The sequence below is a fragment of the Variovorax sp. Soil_C_19 genome (assembly GCF_057657255.1).
Genome location: NZ_JBDGIV010000002.1, coordinates 82045 through 99856, shown reverse-complemented (window position 1 = coordinate 99856; position 17812 = coordinate 82045). Strand labels below are relative to the sequence as shown.

The following is a 17812-nucleotide window of genomic DNA, read 5'->3' as shown; positions in this document are numbered from 1 at the left end:
TCGTTCAGTCGACCGACACGGGCCGTGCCACGGCCGCCGCCTGCTGCAGCACATCGTCGGGCATGCCAATGCCCGACGTCTCGTCGAGCGTGACCCAGCCGTCGTCGATCCGCGAGAGCCGTGGACTCAGCGCGCTGCGCAGCGGGTTGTCGTTCGAATCGATCTCGAGCAGGCCGTCGCCGCCCGCCGCGGCGAGCAGGTGCGCCGAGGCCAGCAGGCCGAGTCCGCCGCCGAGGTAGTGCGGGCAGTAGCGCAGCCCGGCGGCACGCGCTTTGGCGATCACTGGCCAGCAGCCAGAGATGCCGCCCCATTTGGCCGCATCGGGCTGCAGCACCGAGAACACCTGCGCGGCGATGGCGCTGTCGAATCCATCCAGGCCGGCGACATTCTCGCCGCCGGCCAGGGGCACCGGCGAGCCCGCCTTCAGCTGCTGCCACTCGGGCCAGGGGCGGTCGGCGCGCAGCGGTTCCTCGAGCCAGTCGAGGCGAAAGGGTGCGAGGCGCGGCGCCATGGCCAGCGCCTCGTCGAGCGACCAGGCCTGGTTGGCATCGACCATCATCGATGCCGCATCGCCGAGCGTCTGGCGCAGGGCCTCGAGGTTGCCCACGTCGCGCTCGGCGCCGAAGCCGACCTTGAGCTTGAAGGCGTTGTGGCCCGCGGCGCGCATGCGCTCGGCGGTCTCGAGCGCGCCCTCGGGGTTGATGCCGCTCGCATAGACGGGAATGCGCGGCTGGCCGCCGAGATAGCGCCAGAGCGGCTGGGCGGCGCGGCGCGCCGCCAGGTCCCAGAGCGCGAGGTCGATGCCCGCGATGGCCTGCGCCATCGGGCCGGGCTCGCCCGACTGGATCGCGAGCACCGCGGTCTGGCGCGTGAGCGCTTCCCATGCCTGCTGCGGGCCTTCGTCGAAGCTTTGGCCTTCTAGCAGCGGTGCCATCACGGAGTGCACCAGGCGCGCGCGGTGCTCGGCGCCGCAGCCCGGAAAGTTGCACCACACCTCGCCCCAGCCGCTCGCGCCGTCCTCGTCGGTCACCTCGACGAAGACGGCGGGGCGGTCGGTCATGGTGCCGAAGGAGGTGCGCACCGGCACCTGCACTGGATAGCGGAACACATGCGCGCGCACGCGGGCAATGGCGAGCGGCGAAACGGGCAGGGCGGGCGTGGGAATGGATGCGTTGTCTTGGTTCATGGCAACAGGTTCATTTCGAGGTGGATGGCGTCGCCGCGGTAGGTGACTTCGCCGAGGTAGACCACGCAGTCGTCCGCGTCGCGGAACACGCGACGTACCTCGGCCACCGGCGAATTGACCGGCACGCCGAGCAGGCGCGCGACCTCCATGTCGGCGGCGCCGATGGTCAGCACCTGGTGCGCCTTGGCGATGCGCAGGCTCTTCAGGCCCACGAGGATCGGGATCACGGGTTCGTCGCGAAAGCGCTTCGGCGTGCGGCGGAACACGGGCTCCGCCAGGTGGATGTTGATGACGCAGTACGGTGCGCCCTCGCGCGAGTGCACGCGGCGCATGAACACGTAGCGATCGGCCGGCCGGCCTTCGCCGGGGCGCAGCGCGGGCGCGACGGTCGATTCGTCGATGTTGACGAGCTGCGGCACGGTGTCGCGGTACATGCGTGCGAGCGCCTCGAGCGAGGTCTCGACGCTGAGCCAGCGCTCGCTGGCCTGGCCAGTGACGAAGGTGCCGCGGCCCTGCTGCGGCGACAGCAGGCCGTCCCGCGCGAGCAGCTCGACCGCCTGGCGCACGGTGACCCGCGCCACGCCGAACTCCTGGCCGAGTTCGTCGAGCGACGGCAAGCGGTGGCCCTGCGGCCAGAGGCCGCGCGAAATGCGCTGGCGCATCAGGTCGGCCAGCTGCAGGTAGCGGGGAATGGGGCTGTCGCCGAAGAGGGGTAAATCCGCACTTGCCATCGAGAGTGTTCTAAAGGTATGGTCTATAGAACCTTTAAACCAATATAGCAGAGCGAAGGGCCAGCGGCCACTTCTTTCATGCTGAGCCGATGGCAGGAGACAACAAGCCCATGCGACAAGGAACGGCCGCGCGCCGAACTGCATTGATCCTCGTCCCGTGGCTGCTGCTGCTGGCCATCTGGTATGGCCTGCGCTACAGCGGCCTCGTCAATCCGGCGCTGGTGCCGGCGCCGCACGAGGTGGCCGAGCGCTTCGTCTCGCTGATGGGCGACCGGCTGCCCATGGACATCTTCATGTCGACGCAGCGCGTGTTCATCGGCGTGACGCTGGGCACAGCAGCGGCGGTTCCGGTGGGCTTCTGCCTCGGGTGGTATCGCGGCGTGCGCAGCTTCATCGACCCGGTGATCAACTTCTTTCGTGCGCTGCCGCCGATTGCGCTGATCCCGCTCGTCATCGTCTACTTCGGCATCGGCGAGGTCGCGAAGACCGTGATCCTGTTCTATGCCTCGTTCTTCGCGGGCGTGATCGTGATGTACGAAGGCATCGCGCAGATCAGCCCGATCTACGTGCGCGTGGCGCGCACGCTGGGCGCGAACGACTTCGAGATCTTCGGCCGCGTGATCGTGCCGCTCACGGTGCCGCACATCCTGACGGCGGTGCGCGTATCGCTCGGCGTGGCGTGGGCCACGCTCGTGGCCTCGGAACTGATCGCGGCGCAGCAGGGGCTCGGTGCGCTGATCCAGAACGCATCGTCCTTCTTCCAGCTCGACATCATCTACGTCGGCATCATCTCCATCGGTTTCATCGCGCTCGCGATGGATCTGCTGCTGCGCGCCGCCACACGGCGCCTGGTGGCCTGGCAGGACAGACTGGCATGAACACGCTCGCGAACGGCACCCCGCGCATCCGCTTCGACAACGTGGCGGTCGAATTTCCCACCGCGCAAGGCCCTATGCGGGTGCTCGACGGCGTGAGCCTCGACATCCACCAGGGCGAGTTCGTCTCGATCATCGGGCCCTCGGGCTGCGGCAAGACGACGCTGATGAACATGCTCGCGGGCTTCGTGCAGCCCACCGAGGGCCGCGTGCTGCTCGACGGCGAGCCGGTGACGGCGCCGGGGCCCGACCGCGGCGTGATCTTCCAGGAGTACGGCGTCTTTCCGTGGCTCACGGTGCGGCAGAACATCGCGTTCGGCCTCGGCCTGAGGTCCAACCGCGTGCCCAGGTCGGAGCATGCCGGCATCGTCGAGCGCTACATGCAGCTCATGGGGCTGGGCGACTTTGCCAACCACCATCCCAAGCACCTGTCCGGTGGCATGCGCCAGCGCCTGGCCCTGGCGCGCGCCTATGCGGTAAAGCCCGAGTTCCTGCTCATGGACGAGCCCTTCGGCGCGCTCGACGCGCAGACCCGCAGTGCCATGCAGGACCTGCTGCTCGAGGTGCTGCAGGCCGAGGGCAAGACCGTGATGCTGATCACGCACTCGGTGGACGAGGCAATCTATCTCTCGTCGCGCATCGTCGTGGTGACCGCGCGGCCGGCGCGCATCCGCACCGTGATCGACGTGCCCTTCGGCTATCCGCGCGGCGAGGCGGTGCACGAGGACCCGCGCTTCGCGCAACTGCGCGCGCAGATCCGCGAACTGGTGATGCAGGAGTACGCGGCCCAATCGAAGCAGCAGGTCCGCCTGGCCGATTGATTTTCATTTTGGTAGAGCTTGAAAGGAAGAACGACATGTCCCTCCAACGCAGAACAATCCTCGCAGGCGGCGCCGCCGTCGCGGCCTCCAGCCTCGCGCTGCCGGCCTGGGCGCAATCGCGCATCAAGGTCAACGTGGGCTACCTGCACACGCCCGCCGTCGACGGCCAGATCTGGCTCGGCCAGGAGATGGGCACGTTCGCCAAGCAGGGGCTCGACCTGCAGCTGCGCCAGTTCACCACCGGCCTGGAGATCTTCCAGGCGATGGTGGGCGGCAGCCTCGACGTGCTGGCCACCGGCGCGGTGCTGTCGAACTTTCCCGCCCGCGGCCAGGGCAAGGTGTTCCTGATCAACAACATCGAGTACGCGACTGCGCAGCTCTGGGTGCGCGAGGACGCGGGCGTGAAGACGCTGGCCGACCTGAAGGGAAAGCAGATCTCCACCACCACCGGCACCACCGCGCACGTGTTCCTCGACCGCGCGCTGCGCTCGGCGCAGCTCGACCCGGCCAAGGACGTGCGCATCGTCAACCAGCGCATGTCCGAGGCCGTGACCTCGTTCATCTCGGGTGCGGTGCCGGCGGTGGCGCTGTGGTCGCCGTTCGACACCACGGTGCGCGAGAAGGCGCCCGGCGCAAAGAAGCTGATCGATGCCTCGGCCTTCTTCCCGCAGGCGGCCATCGTCGGCGGCTGGGCCGCGCGCAACGACTACTACGAGAAGAACAAGCCGGTGCTGCAGAAGCTCATCGCCGGCTGGCTGCCCGCCAACGAGCGCATGGTCAACGACCCCGACGGCGCGGCCGCCGCGCTGCAGAAGTCGCAGTACAAGGAAGTGCCGCTCGCGCAGTTCAAGGAGCAGTTCAAGGCCAGCAAATACTACTCGTCGGCCGAGTGGCGCGCCAAGTACGCCGACGGCACGGTCGCCAACTGGCTGCAGCAGGTGACGGATTTCTTCGTCTCGAACGCCAACATCCAGAATGCGCTGAGCGCAAAGCAGTACTTCGATCCGGCGCTGTTCGCCGCGCTGGTCAAGGCGTGAGGGCGCGGCGCGGATGAGCGGATCGACCCAGGGCTTCGACCACATCGTCGTGGGTGCCGGTTCCGCCGGCTGCGTGCTTGCCAACCGGCTCAGCGCCGATGCGCGCCGGCGCGTGCTGCTGCTCGAGGCGGGCACCGACAGCCGGCACTTCTGGCTGAGGTTGCCGGTGGGCTACTTCCGCTCGATCTACGACACGCGCTTCTCGTGGCAGTTCGAGACCGAGCCGCAGCACGAGACCGGCAACCGCCGCATCGTCTGGCCGCGCGGCAAGGTGGTGGGTGGATCGAGCGCAATCAACGGGCTGATCTACATCCGCGGCCAGCGCGCCGACTTCGATGACTGGGCCGCGGCCGGAGCCACCGGCTGGAGCTACCGCGAGCTGCTGCCGTTCTTCAAGAAATCCGAGCGCTACGACGGCGGCGAGACGACGTACCACGGCGGCGCGGGCGAGCTGCGCGTGTCGAACCTGCGCAACGACCATCCCTACTGCGCCGCTTGGCTTGCGGCTGGCGCGCAGGCCGGCTTTGCACAGAGCGACGACTTCAACGGCGAACGCGACGAGGGCCTGGGCACCTACCAGCTCACTCTCGGCGGGCGCTGGCGCTGCGATGCGGCCACGGCCTTTCTCGCGCCGGTGCGGCAGCGGCCCAACCTGCAGCTGCGCAGCGGCGTGCGCGTGACGCGCCTGCTCGTCGAGCAGGGCCGCGCCGTCGGCGTGGAGTGGCTCGACGCGCACGGCCAATTGCAGAGTGCGCGCGCCGACGCCGAGGTGATCCTTGCGGCCGGTGCGCTGCAGACGCCGCAGCTGCTGCAGCTCTCGGGCATCGGCCCGGCCGATGCGCTGCGCGCCCACGGTATCGCGGTCGAGGCCGATGCGCCCGAGGTCGGCGCCAACCTGCAAGACCACTACCAGGCGCGCGTCATCGTCAAGCTGCGCGAGCGCATGTCACTCAACGACCAGGTGCGAAGCCCCTTCGGCCTGGCAAAGATGGGCGCGCAGTGGCTGTTCTCGCAGAGCGGCCCGCTGACCGTGGGCGCGGGGCAGGTGGGCGGCATGGTGCGCACGCCGGTCGCCAAGGACGCGCGCGCCGACGTGCTGTTCAACGTGATGCCGCTGTCGGTCGACAAGCCCGGCGATCCGCTGCACGGCTTCTCGGGCTTCTCGGCTTCGGCCGCGCAGTGCCGGCCCGAGTCGCGCGGCCGCGTCGCGCTGCAGAGCGCCGATCCACTCGCGCCGCCGCGCATCACGACCAACTACCTGGTCGAGCCGCACGACGTGAAGGTGCTCGTCGAGGGCCTGAAGATGCTGCGCGACATTTATGCGCAGCCCGCGTTCCGCGATCTCGTGACCGGCGAGGAATACCTGCCCGGCAACGGCGTGCAGGACGATGCGCAGCTGGCGCGCTTCGCGCGCGAGAAGGGAGGCACGGTGTTCCATCCCGTCGGCACCTGCCGCATGGGCGGCGACGCACGCTCGGTGGTCGATGCGCAACTGCGCGTGCGCGGCATCGAGCGCCTGCGCGTGATCGATGCCTCGGTGATGCCGACGATGACCTCGGCCAACACCAACGCGGCAGCGATCGTGATCGGCGAGAAGGGCGCCGACCTCGTGCTCGCGCAGCCTTGAATTCCTAAGTTCGCACGCCGCGTTGCAACTCGCAACGCTTCGTGTGCTGCACGCATCAACCGCGCACGAACTGCTGCGCGTTCGTTGACCTGTCACCTCGAAATCCTAGTCTTGCGGCTGCCTTGCCGAGGCGGCAGGGATTTCTTCGGTTCGGACAACGGAGTCGTCATCCATGAGCAAGTTCACTTCCTGGCGCGCGTGCATCGCGCTTTCGTTCATCGCCAGCCTTGGCGCCTGTGGCGGTGGCGATGGTGGCGGCGGCGCGGCGGGCTTCGCCGCCCCCCTGTCGAGCAAGACCGAGGCCCCGGCCGTGGCCGATGCGCAAGCCCAGCAGGAACAGGCGCAGCCCAACGTCAGCTTCGCGCCCTGAGCCCCATCAAACGACAAGCACAACACCCCATGACCTCACGCCGCAATTTCCTTCAGAGCGCCGCGGGAACCGGCATTGCCGCCGCCACGCTGGCCACTTTTCCGCCGAGCATCCGCCGCGCGCTCGCGATTCCCGCACACCGCGAGACCGGCACCATCAAGGACGTCAAGCACGTCGTGCTGCTGATGCAGGAGAACCGTTCGTTCGACAGCTACTTCGGCACCTTCAAGGGCGTGCGCGGTTTCGGCGACCGCTTTGCCGTGCCCACGCCGAACGGCAAGAACGTCTTCCACCAGACCTATACCAAGACCTCGCCGCCCACCACCTACGTGCCCTACCACCTCGACGAAAGCAAGGGCAACGCGCAGCGCGCCGGCAGCACGCCGCACAGCTGGGCCGACTCGCAGGCTGCGTGGGACCACGGCCGCATGTACAAGTGGCCCGATGCGAAGAACCCGCTGTCGATGGGCTACTACGAAGCGGCCGAGGTCGCATTCCAGCGCTCGCTCGCCGATGCCTTCACGCTCTGCGACCACTACCACTGCGGCATGCACACCGGCACCATCGCCAACCGCCTGTTCTACTGGAGCGGCACCAACGGCCCGAACGGCATCAGCCCGGTCGACGGCGGCAAGGTCCGCATCGCAGCGCTGAACAACCAGTTCAACGGCGGCAACGACATCGGTGCCTCGACCGAAGGCTGGACCTGGACCACCTACGCCGACCGCCTCGAGCAGGCCGGCGTGAAGTGGAAGGTCTACCAGAGCCTGGTCGACAACTTCGGCTGCAACGAGATGATGGGTTTTCGCCACTGGCGCGCGGCCATCGAGCAGATGCCGCCCGCGCGCCGGCCGGTGTACGTGCCCGCAACCGACATCACGCAGCCGGTGACCGCGGCCGGCCCGTTCTACGACCCCGTGGTCGACGACACCCTGAGCCCGCTCGCCAAGGGTTTCCACAACACCATGCCGCACGGCTTCCTAGAGACCTTCCGCGAGGACATCCAGAACGGCCGGCTGCCCGCGGTGTCGTGGATCATCGCGCCCTCGGTCTACAGCGAGCATCCCGGCCCGTCGAGCCCGGCCAAGGGCGGCTGGTATGTGCAAGAAGTGCTGGACGCGCTGACCGCCAACCCCGAGGTCTGGAGCAAGACGGTGCTGCTCGTGAACTACGACGAGAACGACGGTTTCTTCGACCATGTGCCCACGCCGTCGGCACCCTCGCGCAACCCCGACGGGACGCTGGCCGGCGGCACCACCATGGCGGCCGACGACGTGGCGGTGGAGTACCACGACTGGACGCCGGCAACGCCCAAGCAGCCCGCGCAGGACGGCCGCCCCTACGGCCCCGGTCCGCGCGTGCCGCTGTGGGTGGTGTCGCCGTGGAGCCGCGGCGGCTGGGTCAACTCGCAGGTCTGCGACCACACCTCCACGCTGATGTTCCTCGAGAAGGTCACGGGCGTGGCCGAGCCGCAGATCAGCCCGTTCCGCCGCGCGGTCTGCGGCGACCTCACGAGCGCGTTCAACTTCGACCGTCCCAACGACGAGCCGCTGCCGACCCTGTCCGGGCGCAGCACCAAGGCCGAGGTCGATGCGCGCACCGCCGCGCAGCAGGCCATGCCGAAGATCGAACCGCCCCTGGATGCCGCGCTTCCGCAGCAGGCCACCGGCGTGCGGCCCTCGCGCGCCCTGCCGTACGAACTGCACACCAGCGCGCGCAGCGACGCGACCAACGGCCGCATCCAGCTGCTCTTCGCCAACAGCGGGCGCGCCGCGGCGGTGTTCCATGTCTATGACAAGCTGCACCTCGCCGACCAGCTGCCGCGCCGCTACATGGTGGAGCCCGGCAAGCGGCTCGACGGCCATTGGAACGCGATGACCGACAACGCCGGGCGCTACGACCTTTGGGTGCTGGGCCCGAACGGCTACCACCGGCAGTTCAAGGGCGACCTCAACGCACTGCGCGCGGGCGGCGCGGCATCGCCCGAGATCCGCGTGGGCTACGACGCACGCCGCGGCGACCTGTACCTGCAGCTGCGCAACGACGGGCGCCGCGACTGCGTCTTCACCGTGCAGTCGAACAAGGCCTATGCGCGGCCACGGGTGCTCGGCGGCGGACGCTGGGTGCACGGCGACCGCGACCGTGACGGCGGGCCGGGCAAGGGCCACGGCCACGGGCATGGCCATGGTGGCGGTCGGCCGGACGACGACTGGACGGTGCGTGTGGAAGGTGGCGGCGAGACCCTGCTGAGCTGGAGCCTCGAGGCATCGGGCCAGTGGTACGACCTGGCCGTGCGCTGCGATGCCGACCAGGCGTTCTACCGCCGCCTTGCGGGCCGGATCGAGACCGGCCGCCATGCAGTGAGCGATCCGGCGATGGGCATGGCCGACCGCTTCTGAGCGAGCGGTGCGGCCTTGGCCGGGGTTGTTTATTCCACTTCGGCGATCAGCTCGATCTCGACGCAGGCGCCCATCGGCACCTGCGCCACGCCGAACGCGCTGCGCGCATGCGCGCCCTTCTCGGGACCGAAGACCTCAGCGAAGAATTCGCTCGCGCCGTTGGTCACGAGGTGCTGCTCGGTGAAGGTGCCGACCGAGTTGACGAGGCTCATCAGCTTGACGATGCGCTTGACCTTGTTCAGGTCGCCGACGGCCGCATGCAGCGTGCCGAGCAGGTCGATGGCAATGGCACGCGCGGCCTTCCTGCCTTCGTCGGTGTTGACATCGGCGCCGAGCTGGCCAACCCAGGGCTTGCCGTCCTTGCGTGCGATGTGGCCCGAGAGAAACACGAGGTTGCCGGTGCGCACGAAAGGCACGTAGGCCGCGGCGGGCGTGGCCACCGGGGGCAGGGTGATGCCGAGGCTGGAAAGCTTGTCGTAAACGCTCATGATGGGTCCTTGTCCTGGGGTTGCGAAAACTGAGTCTGTGATTGTGACGGCGCTGCCTGCGCGGCCGCGTCGCCCTGCAGTTCGTCGAGCGGGCGCACCGTCACGCCCACGTCGAGCGTGTGGCGCGCGCCGCCGTGCAGCACGCCGCGCATCGGCGACACGTCGGCATAGTCGCGGCCGATGGCGAGTGCCACGTAGTCCTCGCCGGGCTGGCGGCCGTTGGTGGGATCGAATTCGGCCCAGCCGCCGGCGTCTTCGCTGTTGCCGTCGCCCCTGCTGCCGCCCGGCAGGTAGAGCGCGACCCACGCGTGCGACGCATCGGCGCCCACGAGCCGCGGCTGGCCGGGCGGCGGCTGGGTCAGCAGGTAGCCGCTCACGTAGCGCGCGGGCAGCCCCAATGCGCGCAGGCACGCGATCATGATGTGGGCGAAATCCTGGCACACGCCCCTGCGCTGCGCGAGCGCCTCGACCGCGGGCGTGTTGATCTCGGTGCTGTCGGCGTCGTACTCGAAGTCGCGGTACATGCGCTCGGTCAGGTCCATCGCGGCCTCGAAGGCGGGGCGCTCGGGCGTGAAGCTGGCGCGCGCATAGGCCGCGAAATCGTCGTGGCGCGGCACGTAGGGCGAGGGAAAGACGAACTCCGAGGCCGCATCGAACACCGCGCCCTTGCGGTAGCGGAAGCGCTCGCGCACGGCCTCCCAGGGCAGCGCGCGCGCCACGCCGGGCGCGAGTTGCGGCACCGAGGTCTCGACCACGCTCTCGGCCGTGACCACGAGGCTCTCGTGCGTGGCATCGAGCGCGAAGAAGGCGCGCGTGTTGCCGTAGACGTCGGGCACCTCGTTGCGGTGCGCGGGTGCCGGGTCGATCGTGAGCCGGTGGCTCACGAGGCGCTGCGACGCGGTGTCGAGCGGCTTCAGGTGGGCCAGGTGCTGCGCGGTTTCGACCGGGGGCGAATAGGCGTAGCGGGTTTCGTGCGTGACGTGGAGAAGCATGGGTGTCGCGGCCTCGACGTCAGGCGCCCACCGAGCGCAGCGACTCCGAGGTGAGCGTGAAATAGCGGATGCCGATCGCGTCGGACACATGATAGGCCGCGCTCTCGCAGCCGGCGAGCAGCTCCATCAGCGCAGCATGGCTCGCGTCGGCGCCGGGGGCGCACAGCGCCTCGAGCGACCACGTAGCGGGGTCGGGCAGCTCGTGCGACAGCGCGGTGAGCTTGCCTGGCGCGCTGCCCGCGAGCCGCGCGATGCGCCCGCGCAGCGTCTGCGTCACCCAGGCGAGCGAGCGCGGGTTCTCGGTATCGAGCACGAGCAGGTCGACCAACGTGGCGACGTCGCGCCGCTGCTGGTAGCGCGCATGAAAGGTGATGGTGCTGTCGAACAGCGCCACCATCGCCTCGAAGCCACTCGCCTCGTGCACCGCGCCGCCCTCGAAGCCGGCTGCGAGCGCGCTCGAGAGAAAGCCCAGGCGCTCGATGTGGCGGCCGATGGACAAGAGCCGCCAGGCGTCGTCGCGCGTCATGCGGTCGGTCTGCGCACCCGTCATCGCGGCCAGCGCGGTGCTGGCCGATTCAAGCGTGCGCAGTGCGACGGGGGTCGCGAAGCTACCTTCGCCAGCCTGCTCGGCCGCGCGGCGCAGGAACTCGGCCTCGGTGCGCACGATCTGGTTCCAGTTGTCCTGCGAGAGCCGTTCGCGCACGGCCGCCGCCGACTGGCGGATGCAGCGCAGGCTGTACCCCACGCTGCCGCCGCGCGCCACGTCGCCGAGTTCGGCCACCAGCGCGCGCTCGAACACGCGGCGCGACTGCGGCGCGCTCGGCACGCCCGCCGGCACCAGCGAATTGCGCAGCGCCATGCGATGCAGCCATTCGAGCAGCGGGCGCGACGACTGGTCCTCGCCGCCCAGCAGGTCGAGCACGAGCCGCGCGAGCCGTACCGCGTTCTCGGCGCGCTCGGTGTAGCGGCCGAGCCAGAACATGTTCTCGGCCGCGCGGCTGGTGACGGGTGCGCGGTGCCGCGCGAGCGAGGCGGTGGTGGCATGCGGCTGCAGCAGCGTGGTGCGGTCGACCTCGTCATGGGTCTGGACCCACACGTCGGCACTGCTGCCGCCGCGCTGCATCGAGGCGATCTGCGCGTCGCGTCCCGCGAGTCGCGCGAGCCCGCCGGGCAGCACGCGCCACGACTGTGCGCCGTCGCTGACCGCGAACACGCGCAGCAGCACCGCGCGCGGCGCGATGTGGCCCGGCCCCATGTCGCCTGCCCAGGTGGGCATCTGCGACAGCGGCATGTAGCTCTGCACCGTGTGGGCGTCGCCGTCGCGCAGGATGCGCCCGGCCCATTCGTCGAGCTGGCGCCGCCGGAGCTGGCTGCCGAGCACCGCATCGAAGCTGGTCTGCCCGTCGATGCCGGGATAGGTCGGCTTGATGGCAGAGGCGCCGAGCTGCGGCAGCACCGCGTCGAGCGCGGCACGCTCGCCGCACCACCAGGTCGGCAGCGCGGGCAGGCTGAGTTTTTCGCCGATCAGGCGCCGCGCAAGCCCGGGCAGAAAGCCCAGCAGCGCCGGCGATTCGAGGAATGCCGAGCCCGGCATGTTGGCCACCAGCACGTTGCCGGCGCGGATCGCCTGCAACAGGCCCGGCACGCCCAGCGTGGAGTCGGGGCGCAGCTCGAGCGGATCGAGGAACTGGTCGTCGAGCCGCTTGATGAGGCCGTGCACCGGCCGCAGACCCTGCAGCGTCTTGAGGTAGAGCCGCTGGTCGCGCACCGTGAGGTCGTTGCCCTCGACCAGCGTCAGGCCCAGGTAGCGCGCCAGGTAGGCGTGCTCGAAGTAGGTCTCGTTGTAGGGGCCGGGCGTCAGCAGCGCGATATGCGGCGGCGCGCCGGCCGGGCACATGCGCTGCAGGCCGTCCATCATCGCGCTGTAGGTGGCGGCCAGGCGCTGCACGTGCAGGGCCTCGAAGGCCTGCGGAAACTGTCGCGTGATCGCGAGCCGGTTCTCGAGCAGGTAGCCCAGCCCCGACGGCGCCTGCGTGCGCTGCGACACCACCCACCAGTTGCCGTCGGGCCCGCGCGCGAGATCGAAGGCCGCGATGTGCAGCCAGGTGTCGCCCGGCGGCTTCACGCCGTGCATCGCGCGCAGGTAGCCCGGATGGCCGCGCACCAGCGCATCGGGCAGCAGGCCCTCGGCCAGCAGCTGCTGCGGGCCGTAGACGTCGGCCATCACGCGGTCGAGCACGCGCATGCGCTGCAGCACGCCGGCCTCGATCTGGCGCCAGCTCTCGGGCGAGACGATCAGCGGGAACAGGTCGAGCGACCAGGGCCGCTGCGGTCCGTCGGCGTCGGCATAGACGTTGTAGGTGACGCCGTTGTCCCGGATCTGCCGCGCCAGGCTCACCGCGCGCCGCGGCAGGTCGGCGAAGCCGCCCGGGCCGAGCTGCTCGAAGAAGGCGCTCCAGCCGGTCGTGAGCGGTGGCTTGTCGCCCGCGCCGGCGGCCCGGCCGCGCAGCTCGTCGAAGTGGCCGGGCAGGGCCGCGGGCGCGAGCGCCGACGCCAGCGCAGCTGGATGGTCCAGCGCGGCGGCGTCGAACAGGGATTCGTTCAGGGGTTCCACAGTGCGTGGATTGTCACACCGTCGTCATCAGGGCCTTGCGACCCCGCCTTCTTCAACGCCGCAGATCCAGCGTGAAAGGAAACTCCCGGCTCCCCGCGATCTCGATCGTGGCCGGCGGCGTCTGCAGTGGCCCCGGCGTGTGGCCCGTGCGCGTGAAGCGCGACAGGCGGCGGCTTTCGGCCTCGTAGGCGTTGACCGGGAAGGTCTCGTAGTTGCGCCCGCCCGGATGGGCGACGAAATACTGGCAGCCGCCGAGCGAGCGCTTCATCCAGGTGTCGACGATGTCGAAGGTCAGCGGCGCATGGGCGCCGATGGTCGGATGCAGCGCCGAGGGCGGGTTCCAGGCCTTGTAGCGCACGCCCGCAACGAACTCGCCGGCCGTGCCGGTGGGCTGCAGCGGCAGCACCTGGCCGTTGACGGTGACCGTGTGGCGGCTTTCGTTGAGCCCGGTGACGCGCACCTCGATGCGCTCGAGCGACGAATCGACATACCGCACCGTGCCGCCGGGCGCGCCTTCCTCGCCCATCACATGCCAGGGTTCGAGCGCGTTGCGCAGCGACAGCTCAACGCCCATCGCCTGCACCTGGCCCACCAGCGGAAAGCGGAACTCGAAGTGCGGCGCGAACCATTCGGCCTCGAAGGCGAAGCCGGCCTGCCGCATCTCGGCGATCACGTCGTCGAAGTCCATCTTCACGAATGTCGGCAGCAGGAAGCGGTCGTGCAGCTCGGTGCCCCAGCGCGTGACCGGCGCCCGATATGGCGCGTTCCAGAAGCGCGCGACCAGCGCGCGGATCAGCAGCTGCTGCACGATGCTCATGCGCGCATGCGGCGGCATCTCGAAGGCGCGCAGCTCGAGCAGCCCGAGCCGGCCGGTGCTCGAATCCGGCGAGTAGAGCTTGTCGATGCAGAACTCGCTGCGGTGCGTGTTGCCGCTGACGTCGATCAGGATGTTGCGCAGCGTGCGGTCGACCAGCCATGCCGGCATGCCCTCGCCATGCAGCTCGCGGCTCCTGGCGATCTGCGCGAGCGCGATCTCGAGTTCGTAGACCTGGTCGTTGCGGGCCTCGTCCACGCGCGGCGCCTGGCTGGTCGGGCCGATGAACATGCCCGAGAAAAGATAGCTCAGCGAGGGATGGTTGTGCCAGTAGAGCAACAGGCTTGCGAGCAGCTCGGGCCGGCGCAGGAAGGGGCTGTCGGCGGGCGTGGCCCCGCCCAGCACGAAATGGTTGCCGCCGCCGGTGCCGGTGTGGCGACCGTCGGTCATGAACTTCTCGGCCGACAGGCGCGTTTCGAAGGCCGCGTCGTACAGAAACTCGGTGTGCGCGACCAGTTCCTTCCAGTTGTGCGCGGGATGGATGTTGACCTCGATCACGCCAGGGTCGGGCGTGACCTGCAGCATCTTCAGGCGCGGATCGCGCGGCGGCGGATAGCCTTCCATCACGATGCGCACGCCGAGTTCGCGCGCGGTGGCTTCCACTGCCGCGACGAGGTCGAGGTAGTCCTCGAGCCGCGCGAGCGGCGGCATGAAGACGTACAGCACGCCAGAGGCGCTGCCCTGCTTCTCGGCGGCGGGGCCGTTGGCACGCCGCGGATCGCGCACCTCGACGCACAGCGCCGTGCGCGTGACCCAGTGCGCCGACTCGCCGCGGCGCGGCTGGCGGGTGGTCTGCTGCCGCGCGAAGTGGCTGGCCGCGTCGCCGGCGGCGGCCGGATCGCCGGGCGACTGCATGCGCAGCGCGGCGGGCACCGCGGGCGGCGCGCCGAAGGCGTACGGCACCGCATCGCGATCGGCGCCGGCGCCGGCGCCGTCAACGACGTCATAGCGCGCACGGTAGTCGGTGGCGCTCGGCAGCGCAGCGCGCGGTGCCGTCGGATCGCGCTCGACCAGGTAAGGGTAGTCGCCCTTGCTGGCCCAGGGCTGCGAATCGAGCGGCAGGCGGTAGCCCATCGGCGAATCGCCAGGAATCAGGTAGAGCCGGTCGTCGCGCAGGAACCACGGGCCGGTCTGCCAGCCCGGGCCTTCGAGCGCGGGCGCATCGCGGTCGGCATTGGCGGGCGCGAGCGGCAGCATGTAGCCGATGGCCGCATCGAGCTTCTGCGTGAACACGCGGCGCAGGCGCACGCGTTCGAGTTCGTCCTCGAGCTTCGAGTCGAAGGGATCGACGTTGACGGGCAGGCGGCGCTCGCGCCAGAGGTAGTAGTAGACGTCCTCGTAACCCGGCAGGACGTAGCGCTCGGTGATGCCGAGCTTGCGTGCGAGCAGCGTGGTGAAGCGCTGCGCATCGTCGCTCGTGTAGTGCGTGGGCACGCGCTCGTCGGCAAAGAGCGCGGGATCGTGCCAGAGCGTCTGGCCGTCGCCACGCCAGAAAATCGACAGCGCCCAGCGTGGCAGCTGCTCGCCGGGGTACCACTTGCCCTGGCCGAAATGCAGGAAGCCGCCGTGCCCGTATTCGGCCCGCAGCCGGTGCACGAGCTCGGTGGCGTAGCCGCGCTTGGTGGGGCCGAGCGCATCGGTGTTCCACTCAGGCGCATCGCGGTCGCTCGTGGCCACATAGGTCGGCTCGCCGCCCATCGTGAGGCGCACGTCGCCGGCCTGCAGTTGCGCGTCGACCGCCTCGCCGAGCGCGAGCACCTCGCTCCACTGGTCGTCGCTGTAGGGCTTGGTGACGCGCGGCGATTCGTAGATGCGCGTGACCTTCATCTCGTGGCCGAACTCGACCTCGGATTCATCCACGCCGCCCTCGATCGGCGCGGCGCTCGACGGCGTGGGCGTGCAGGCGAGCGGAATGTGGCCTTCACCGGCCAGGAGGCCGGAGGTGGCGTCCAGGCCGATCCACCCTGCGCCGGGCAGGAATACCTCGCACCAGGCATGCAGGTCGGTGAAGTCGACGGTGGTGCCGCTCGGGCCGTCGAGCGCCTTCACGTCGGGCGTGAGTTGGATCAGGTAGCCCGAAACGAAGCGCGCCGCGAGGCCGCAGTGGCGCAGCAGCTGAACCAGCAGCCAGCCCGAGTCGCGGCACGAGCCGCTGCCGCTGGCGAGCGTCTCTTCGGGCGTCTGCACGCCCGGCTCCATGCGGATCAGGTAGTTGACGTCCTGCTGGACCTGCTGGTTGATGCCGACCAGGAAGTCGATGGTGCGCTGCACCTTGCGGTCGACCTTGTCGAGGTAGGCCGCCAGCAGCGGCGTGGGGGTTTCGGTGACGAGGTAGGGCGCGAGCTCCTCGGCCTGCGACGGCGTGTACTTGAACGGGAAATTCTCGGCTTGCGGCTCGAGGAAGAAGTCGAAGGGGTTGTAGACCGCCATCTCGACCACCAGGTCGACCGTGACCTTGAACTCGCGCGTCTTCTCGGGAAACACGAGCCGCGCCTGGTAGTTGGCGAACGGGTCCTGCATCCAGTTGACGAAATGGTCCGCGGGCTCGACGCGCAGCGAATACGAGACCACGGTGCTGCGGCAATGCGGCGCCGGGCGCAGGCGCACCACCTGTGGTCCCAGTTGCACCGGCCGGTCGTACTTGTAGTGCGTGACGTGGTGGAGCGCGGCGTGGATGGACATGTTTCTCCCGTCAGGACGATATTGCGCGCCGACAGCTGCTGCCGGGCTTCGACGCATGATAGGGCCTGCGGACAGGCCTTCGCCCTGGCGGACGCAAGGAATGCGCCAGCCGCGTCCCGGTCAGCCGACCGGCTTGATCTTCGCGTCCTTGGCGAGCTGCCGCCACTTGCGGGCATCGCCTTCGACGCGGTCGCCGAAGGTCTTCGCATCGGCCTCGAAGGGGTCCAGCGTCAGCGCCTTGAGGCGCTCCTTCATCGCCGGCTGGGCCAGCGCGAAGCTGATCGAGCGGCTGATGCGCTCGGACACCGGCGCGGGCAGTCCGGCCGGGCCCATCAGGCCGAACCACTGCTCGTACACCACGCCCGGCAGGCCGCCTTCAGCGAAGGTCGGCACGTCGGGATAGTCGGGGTGGCGCTCGGGGGCGGTGGTCGCGAGCATGCGCACCTGGCCGTTCTTCACGAAGCTCGCGCCCGAGGCGATGGAGATCACCATCAAATCGATCTGGCCGGCCACGAGGTCGATCATGACAGGCGCGGTGCCCTTGTACGGCACCACGGTCACCCTGGCCTTGCTCAGGTGGCGGATCATCTCGAACACGATGCTGCCGTTGCCGGGGATGCCGATGTTCAGCTTGCCGGGGTGCTTGTGCGCGTAGGCAACCATCTCGGCCACCGATTTGGCGGGAAAGTCGGGCCGGCACACCAGGAACAGCGGCGTTTTGGCGATGCCGCCGATGGCGGTGAAATCCTTCGTGGGGTCGAACGGGATGTTGCGCGTGAACACCGGGTTCACGGTGTGAAGCGCGTCCACGAGCAGCAGCGTGTAGCCGTCGGGTTCGGCCTTGGCGACGTAATGGCTGCCGATGGCGCCGGCCGCGCCCGTCTTGTTCTCGATCAGCACGGTCTGGTCGAGATCCTTCGCCATCCAGTCGCCGATGGTGCGGCCGACGACGTCGGAGCTGCCCCCCGCGGAGAACGGCACGATCAGCCGCACGGGCTTGCGCGACGGATATTCGTCGCCCGCGGCGCCGGCGAGCGGGTGCAGACCCAGTGCGGCAGCGGACAGCAGCAGGTTGCGGCGGTTGAGTGGAAATGGGTTCATGGTTTGCCTCCTTGG

13 protein-coding genes are annotated in these 17812 nt (G+C 69.5%); 6 read left to right on the top strand and 7 right to left on the bottom strand.

Features of this window, described 5'->3' with window-relative positions; all coding sequences use genetic code 11:
- Nucleotides 1-4: 4 nt before the first annotated feature.
- Nucleotides 5-1186 carry a mandelate racemase/muconate lactonizing enzyme family protein gene (locus AC3A6R_RS04930; RefSeq protein WP_487857927.1) on the bottom strand — a complete coding sequence of 394 codons (1182 nt, stop codon included), beginning with the start codon at nucleotides 1184-1186 and terminating at the stop codon, nucleotides 5-7.
- Nucleotides 1183-1917: a GntR family transcriptional regulator gene (locus tag AC3A6R_RS04925; protein WP_487857926.1), complete on the bottom strand. Its 735-nt coding sequence runs from the start codon at nucleotides 1915-1917 to the stop codon at nucleotides 1183-1185. The genes AC3A6R_RS04930 and AC3A6R_RS04925 overlap by 4 nt, the downstream gene beginning before the upstream one ends.
- Nucleotides 1918-2027: 110 nt before the next feature.
- On the opposite strand from AC3A6R_RS04925, the gene AC3A6R_RS04920 reads away from it, so the two are divergent.
- The 6 genes from AC3A6R_RS04920 to AC3A6R_RS04895 all read left to right on the top strand — a co-directional run bounded on the left by AC3A6R_RS04920 (nucleotide 2028) and on the right by AC3A6R_RS04895 (nucleotide 9046).
- A complete protein-coding gene (locus AC3A6R_RS04920; RefSeq protein WP_487857925.1) occupies nucleotides 2028-2795 on the top strand; it encodes an ABC transporter permease in 768 nt (255 codons plus the stop codon).
- Nucleotides 2792-3613 (top strand): ABC transporter ATP-binding protein, encoded by an 822-nt coding sequence (locus tag AC3A6R_RS04915; protein WP_487857924.1) that lies wholly within the window; start codon nucleotides 2792-2794, stop codon nucleotides 3611-3613. The genes AC3A6R_RS04920 and AC3A6R_RS04915 overlap by 4 nt, the downstream gene beginning before the upstream one ends.
- A 35-nt stretch (nucleotides 3614-3648) precedes the next feature.
- Nucleotides 3649-4650, top strand: a complete 1002-nt coding sequence (locus tag AC3A6R_RS04910) for an ABC transporter substrate-binding protein (protein WP_487857923.1) — start codon at nucleotides 3649-3651, stop codon at nucleotides 4648-4650.
- 13 nt (nucleotides 4651-4663) lie between these two features.
- On the top strand, nucleotides 4664-6277 hold the full coding sequence (locus tag AC3A6R_RS04905) for a GMC family oxidoreductase (RefSeq protein WP_487857922.1): 1614 nt from the start codon (nucleotides 4664-4666) through the stop codon (nucleotides 6275-6277).
- A gap of 172 nt (nucleotides 6278-6449) precedes the next feature.
- Nucleotides 6450-6647, top strand: a complete 198-nt coding sequence (locus AC3A6R_RS04900) for a hypothetical protein (RefSeq protein ID WP_487857921.1) — start codon at nucleotides 6450-6452, stop codon at nucleotides 6645-6647.
- A gap of 29 nt (nucleotides 6648-6676) precedes the next feature.
- Nucleotides 6677-9046 (top strand): phosphocholine-specific phospholipase C, encoded by a 2370-nt coding sequence (locus tag AC3A6R_RS04895; protein ID WP_487857920.1) that lies wholly within the window; start codon nucleotides 6677-6679, stop codon nucleotides 9044-9046.
- A gap of 29 nt (nucleotides 9047-9075) precedes the next feature.
- On the opposite strand, the gene AC3A6R_RS04890 is transcribed toward AC3A6R_RS04895, so the two are convergent.
- The 5 genes from AC3A6R_RS04890 to AC3A6R_RS04870 all read right to left on the bottom strand — a co-directional run bounded on the left by AC3A6R_RS04890 (nucleotide 9076) and on the right by AC3A6R_RS04870 (nucleotide 17797).
- Entirely contained in the window at nucleotides 9076-9534 is a 459-nt protein-coding gene (locus AC3A6R_RS04890) for a RidA family protein (RefSeq protein ID WP_487857919.1), read from the bottom strand.
- Nucleotides 9531-10526 carry a transglutaminase family protein gene (locus AC3A6R_RS04885; RefSeq protein ID WP_487857918.1) on the bottom strand — a complete coding sequence of 332 codons (996 nt, stop codon included), beginning with the start codon at nucleotides 10524-10526 and terminating at the stop codon, nucleotides 9531-9533. The genes AC3A6R_RS04890 and AC3A6R_RS04885 overlap by 4 nt, the downstream gene beginning before the upstream one ends.
- A gap of 19 nt (nucleotides 10527-10545) precedes the next feature.
- Nucleotides 10546-13140, bottom strand: a complete 2595-nt coding sequence (locus AC3A6R_RS04880; protein ID WP_487857917.1) for a circularly permuted type 2 ATP-grasp protein — start codon at nucleotides 13138-13140, stop codon at nucleotides 10546-10548.
- A gap of 52 nt (nucleotides 13141-13192) precedes the next feature.
- The gene (locus AC3A6R_RS04875) at nucleotides 13193-16696 is read right to left on the bottom strand and encodes a transglutaminase family protein (RefSeq protein ID WP_487857916.1); all 3504 of its coding nucleotides are present in this window, start codon (nucleotides 16694-16696) and stop codon (nucleotides 13193-13195) included.
- Between the two features lie 120 nt (nucleotides 16697-16816).
- Nucleotides 16817-17797 (bottom strand): Bug family tripartite tricarboxylate transporter substrate binding protein, encoded by a 981-nt coding sequence (locus AC3A6R_RS04870; RefSeq protein WP_487863916.1) that lies wholly within the window; start codon nucleotides 17795-17797, stop codon nucleotides 16817-16819.
- Between the last annotated feature and the right edge of the window lie 15 nt (nucleotides 17798-17812).

Bases quoted from the DNA above. Each gene is read 5' to 3' on its own strand.
- AC3A6R_RS04895 (WP_487857920.1), top strand. From the start codon at position 6,677: ATGACCTCACGCCGCAATTTCCTTCAGAGCGCCGCGGGAACCGGCATT.
- AC3A6R_RS04925 (WP_487857926.1), bottom strand. From the start codon at position 1,917: ATGGCAAGTGCGGATTTACCCCTCTTCGGCGACAGCCCCATTCCCCGC.
- AC3A6R_RS04875 (WP_487857916.1), bottom strand. From the start codon at position 16,696: ATGTCCATCCACGCCGCGCTCCACCACGTCACGCACTACAAGTACGAC.
- AC3A6R_RS04915 (WP_487857924.1), top strand. From the start codon at position 2,792: ATGAACACGCTCGCGAACGGCACCCCGCGCATCCGCTTCGACAACGTG.
- AC3A6R_RS04900 (WP_487857921.1), top strand. From the start codon at position 6,450: ATGAGCAAGTTCACTTCCTGGCGCGCGTGCATCGCGCTTTCGTTCATC.
- AC3A6R_RS04910 (WP_487857923.1), top strand. From the start codon at position 3,649: ATGTCCCTCCAACGCAGAACAATCCTCGCAGGCGGCGCCGCCGTCGCG.
- AC3A6R_RS04885 (WP_487857918.1), bottom strand. From the start codon at position 10,526: ATGCTTCTCCACGTCACGCACGAAACCCGCTACGCCTATTCGCCCCCG.
- AC3A6R_RS04920 (WP_487857925.1), top strand. From the start codon at position 2,028: ATGCGACAAGGAACGGCCGCGCGCCGAACTGCATTGATCCTCGTCCCG.
- AC3A6R_RS04930 (WP_487857927.1), bottom strand. From the start codon at position 1,186: ATGAACCAAGACAACGCATCCATTCCCACGCCCGCCCTGCCCGTTTCG.
- AC3A6R_RS04905 (WP_487857922.1), top strand. From the start codon at position 4,664: ATGAGCGGATCGACCCAGGGCTTCGACCACATCGTCGTGGGTGCCGGT.
- AC3A6R_RS04870 (WP_487863916.1), bottom strand. From the start codon at position 17,797: ATGAACCCATTTCCACTCAACCGCCGCAACCTGCTGCTGTCCGCTGCC.
- AC3A6R_RS04890 (WP_487857919.1), bottom strand. From the start codon at position 9,534: ATGAGCGTTTACGACAAGCTTTCCAGCCTCGGCATCACCCTGCCCCCG.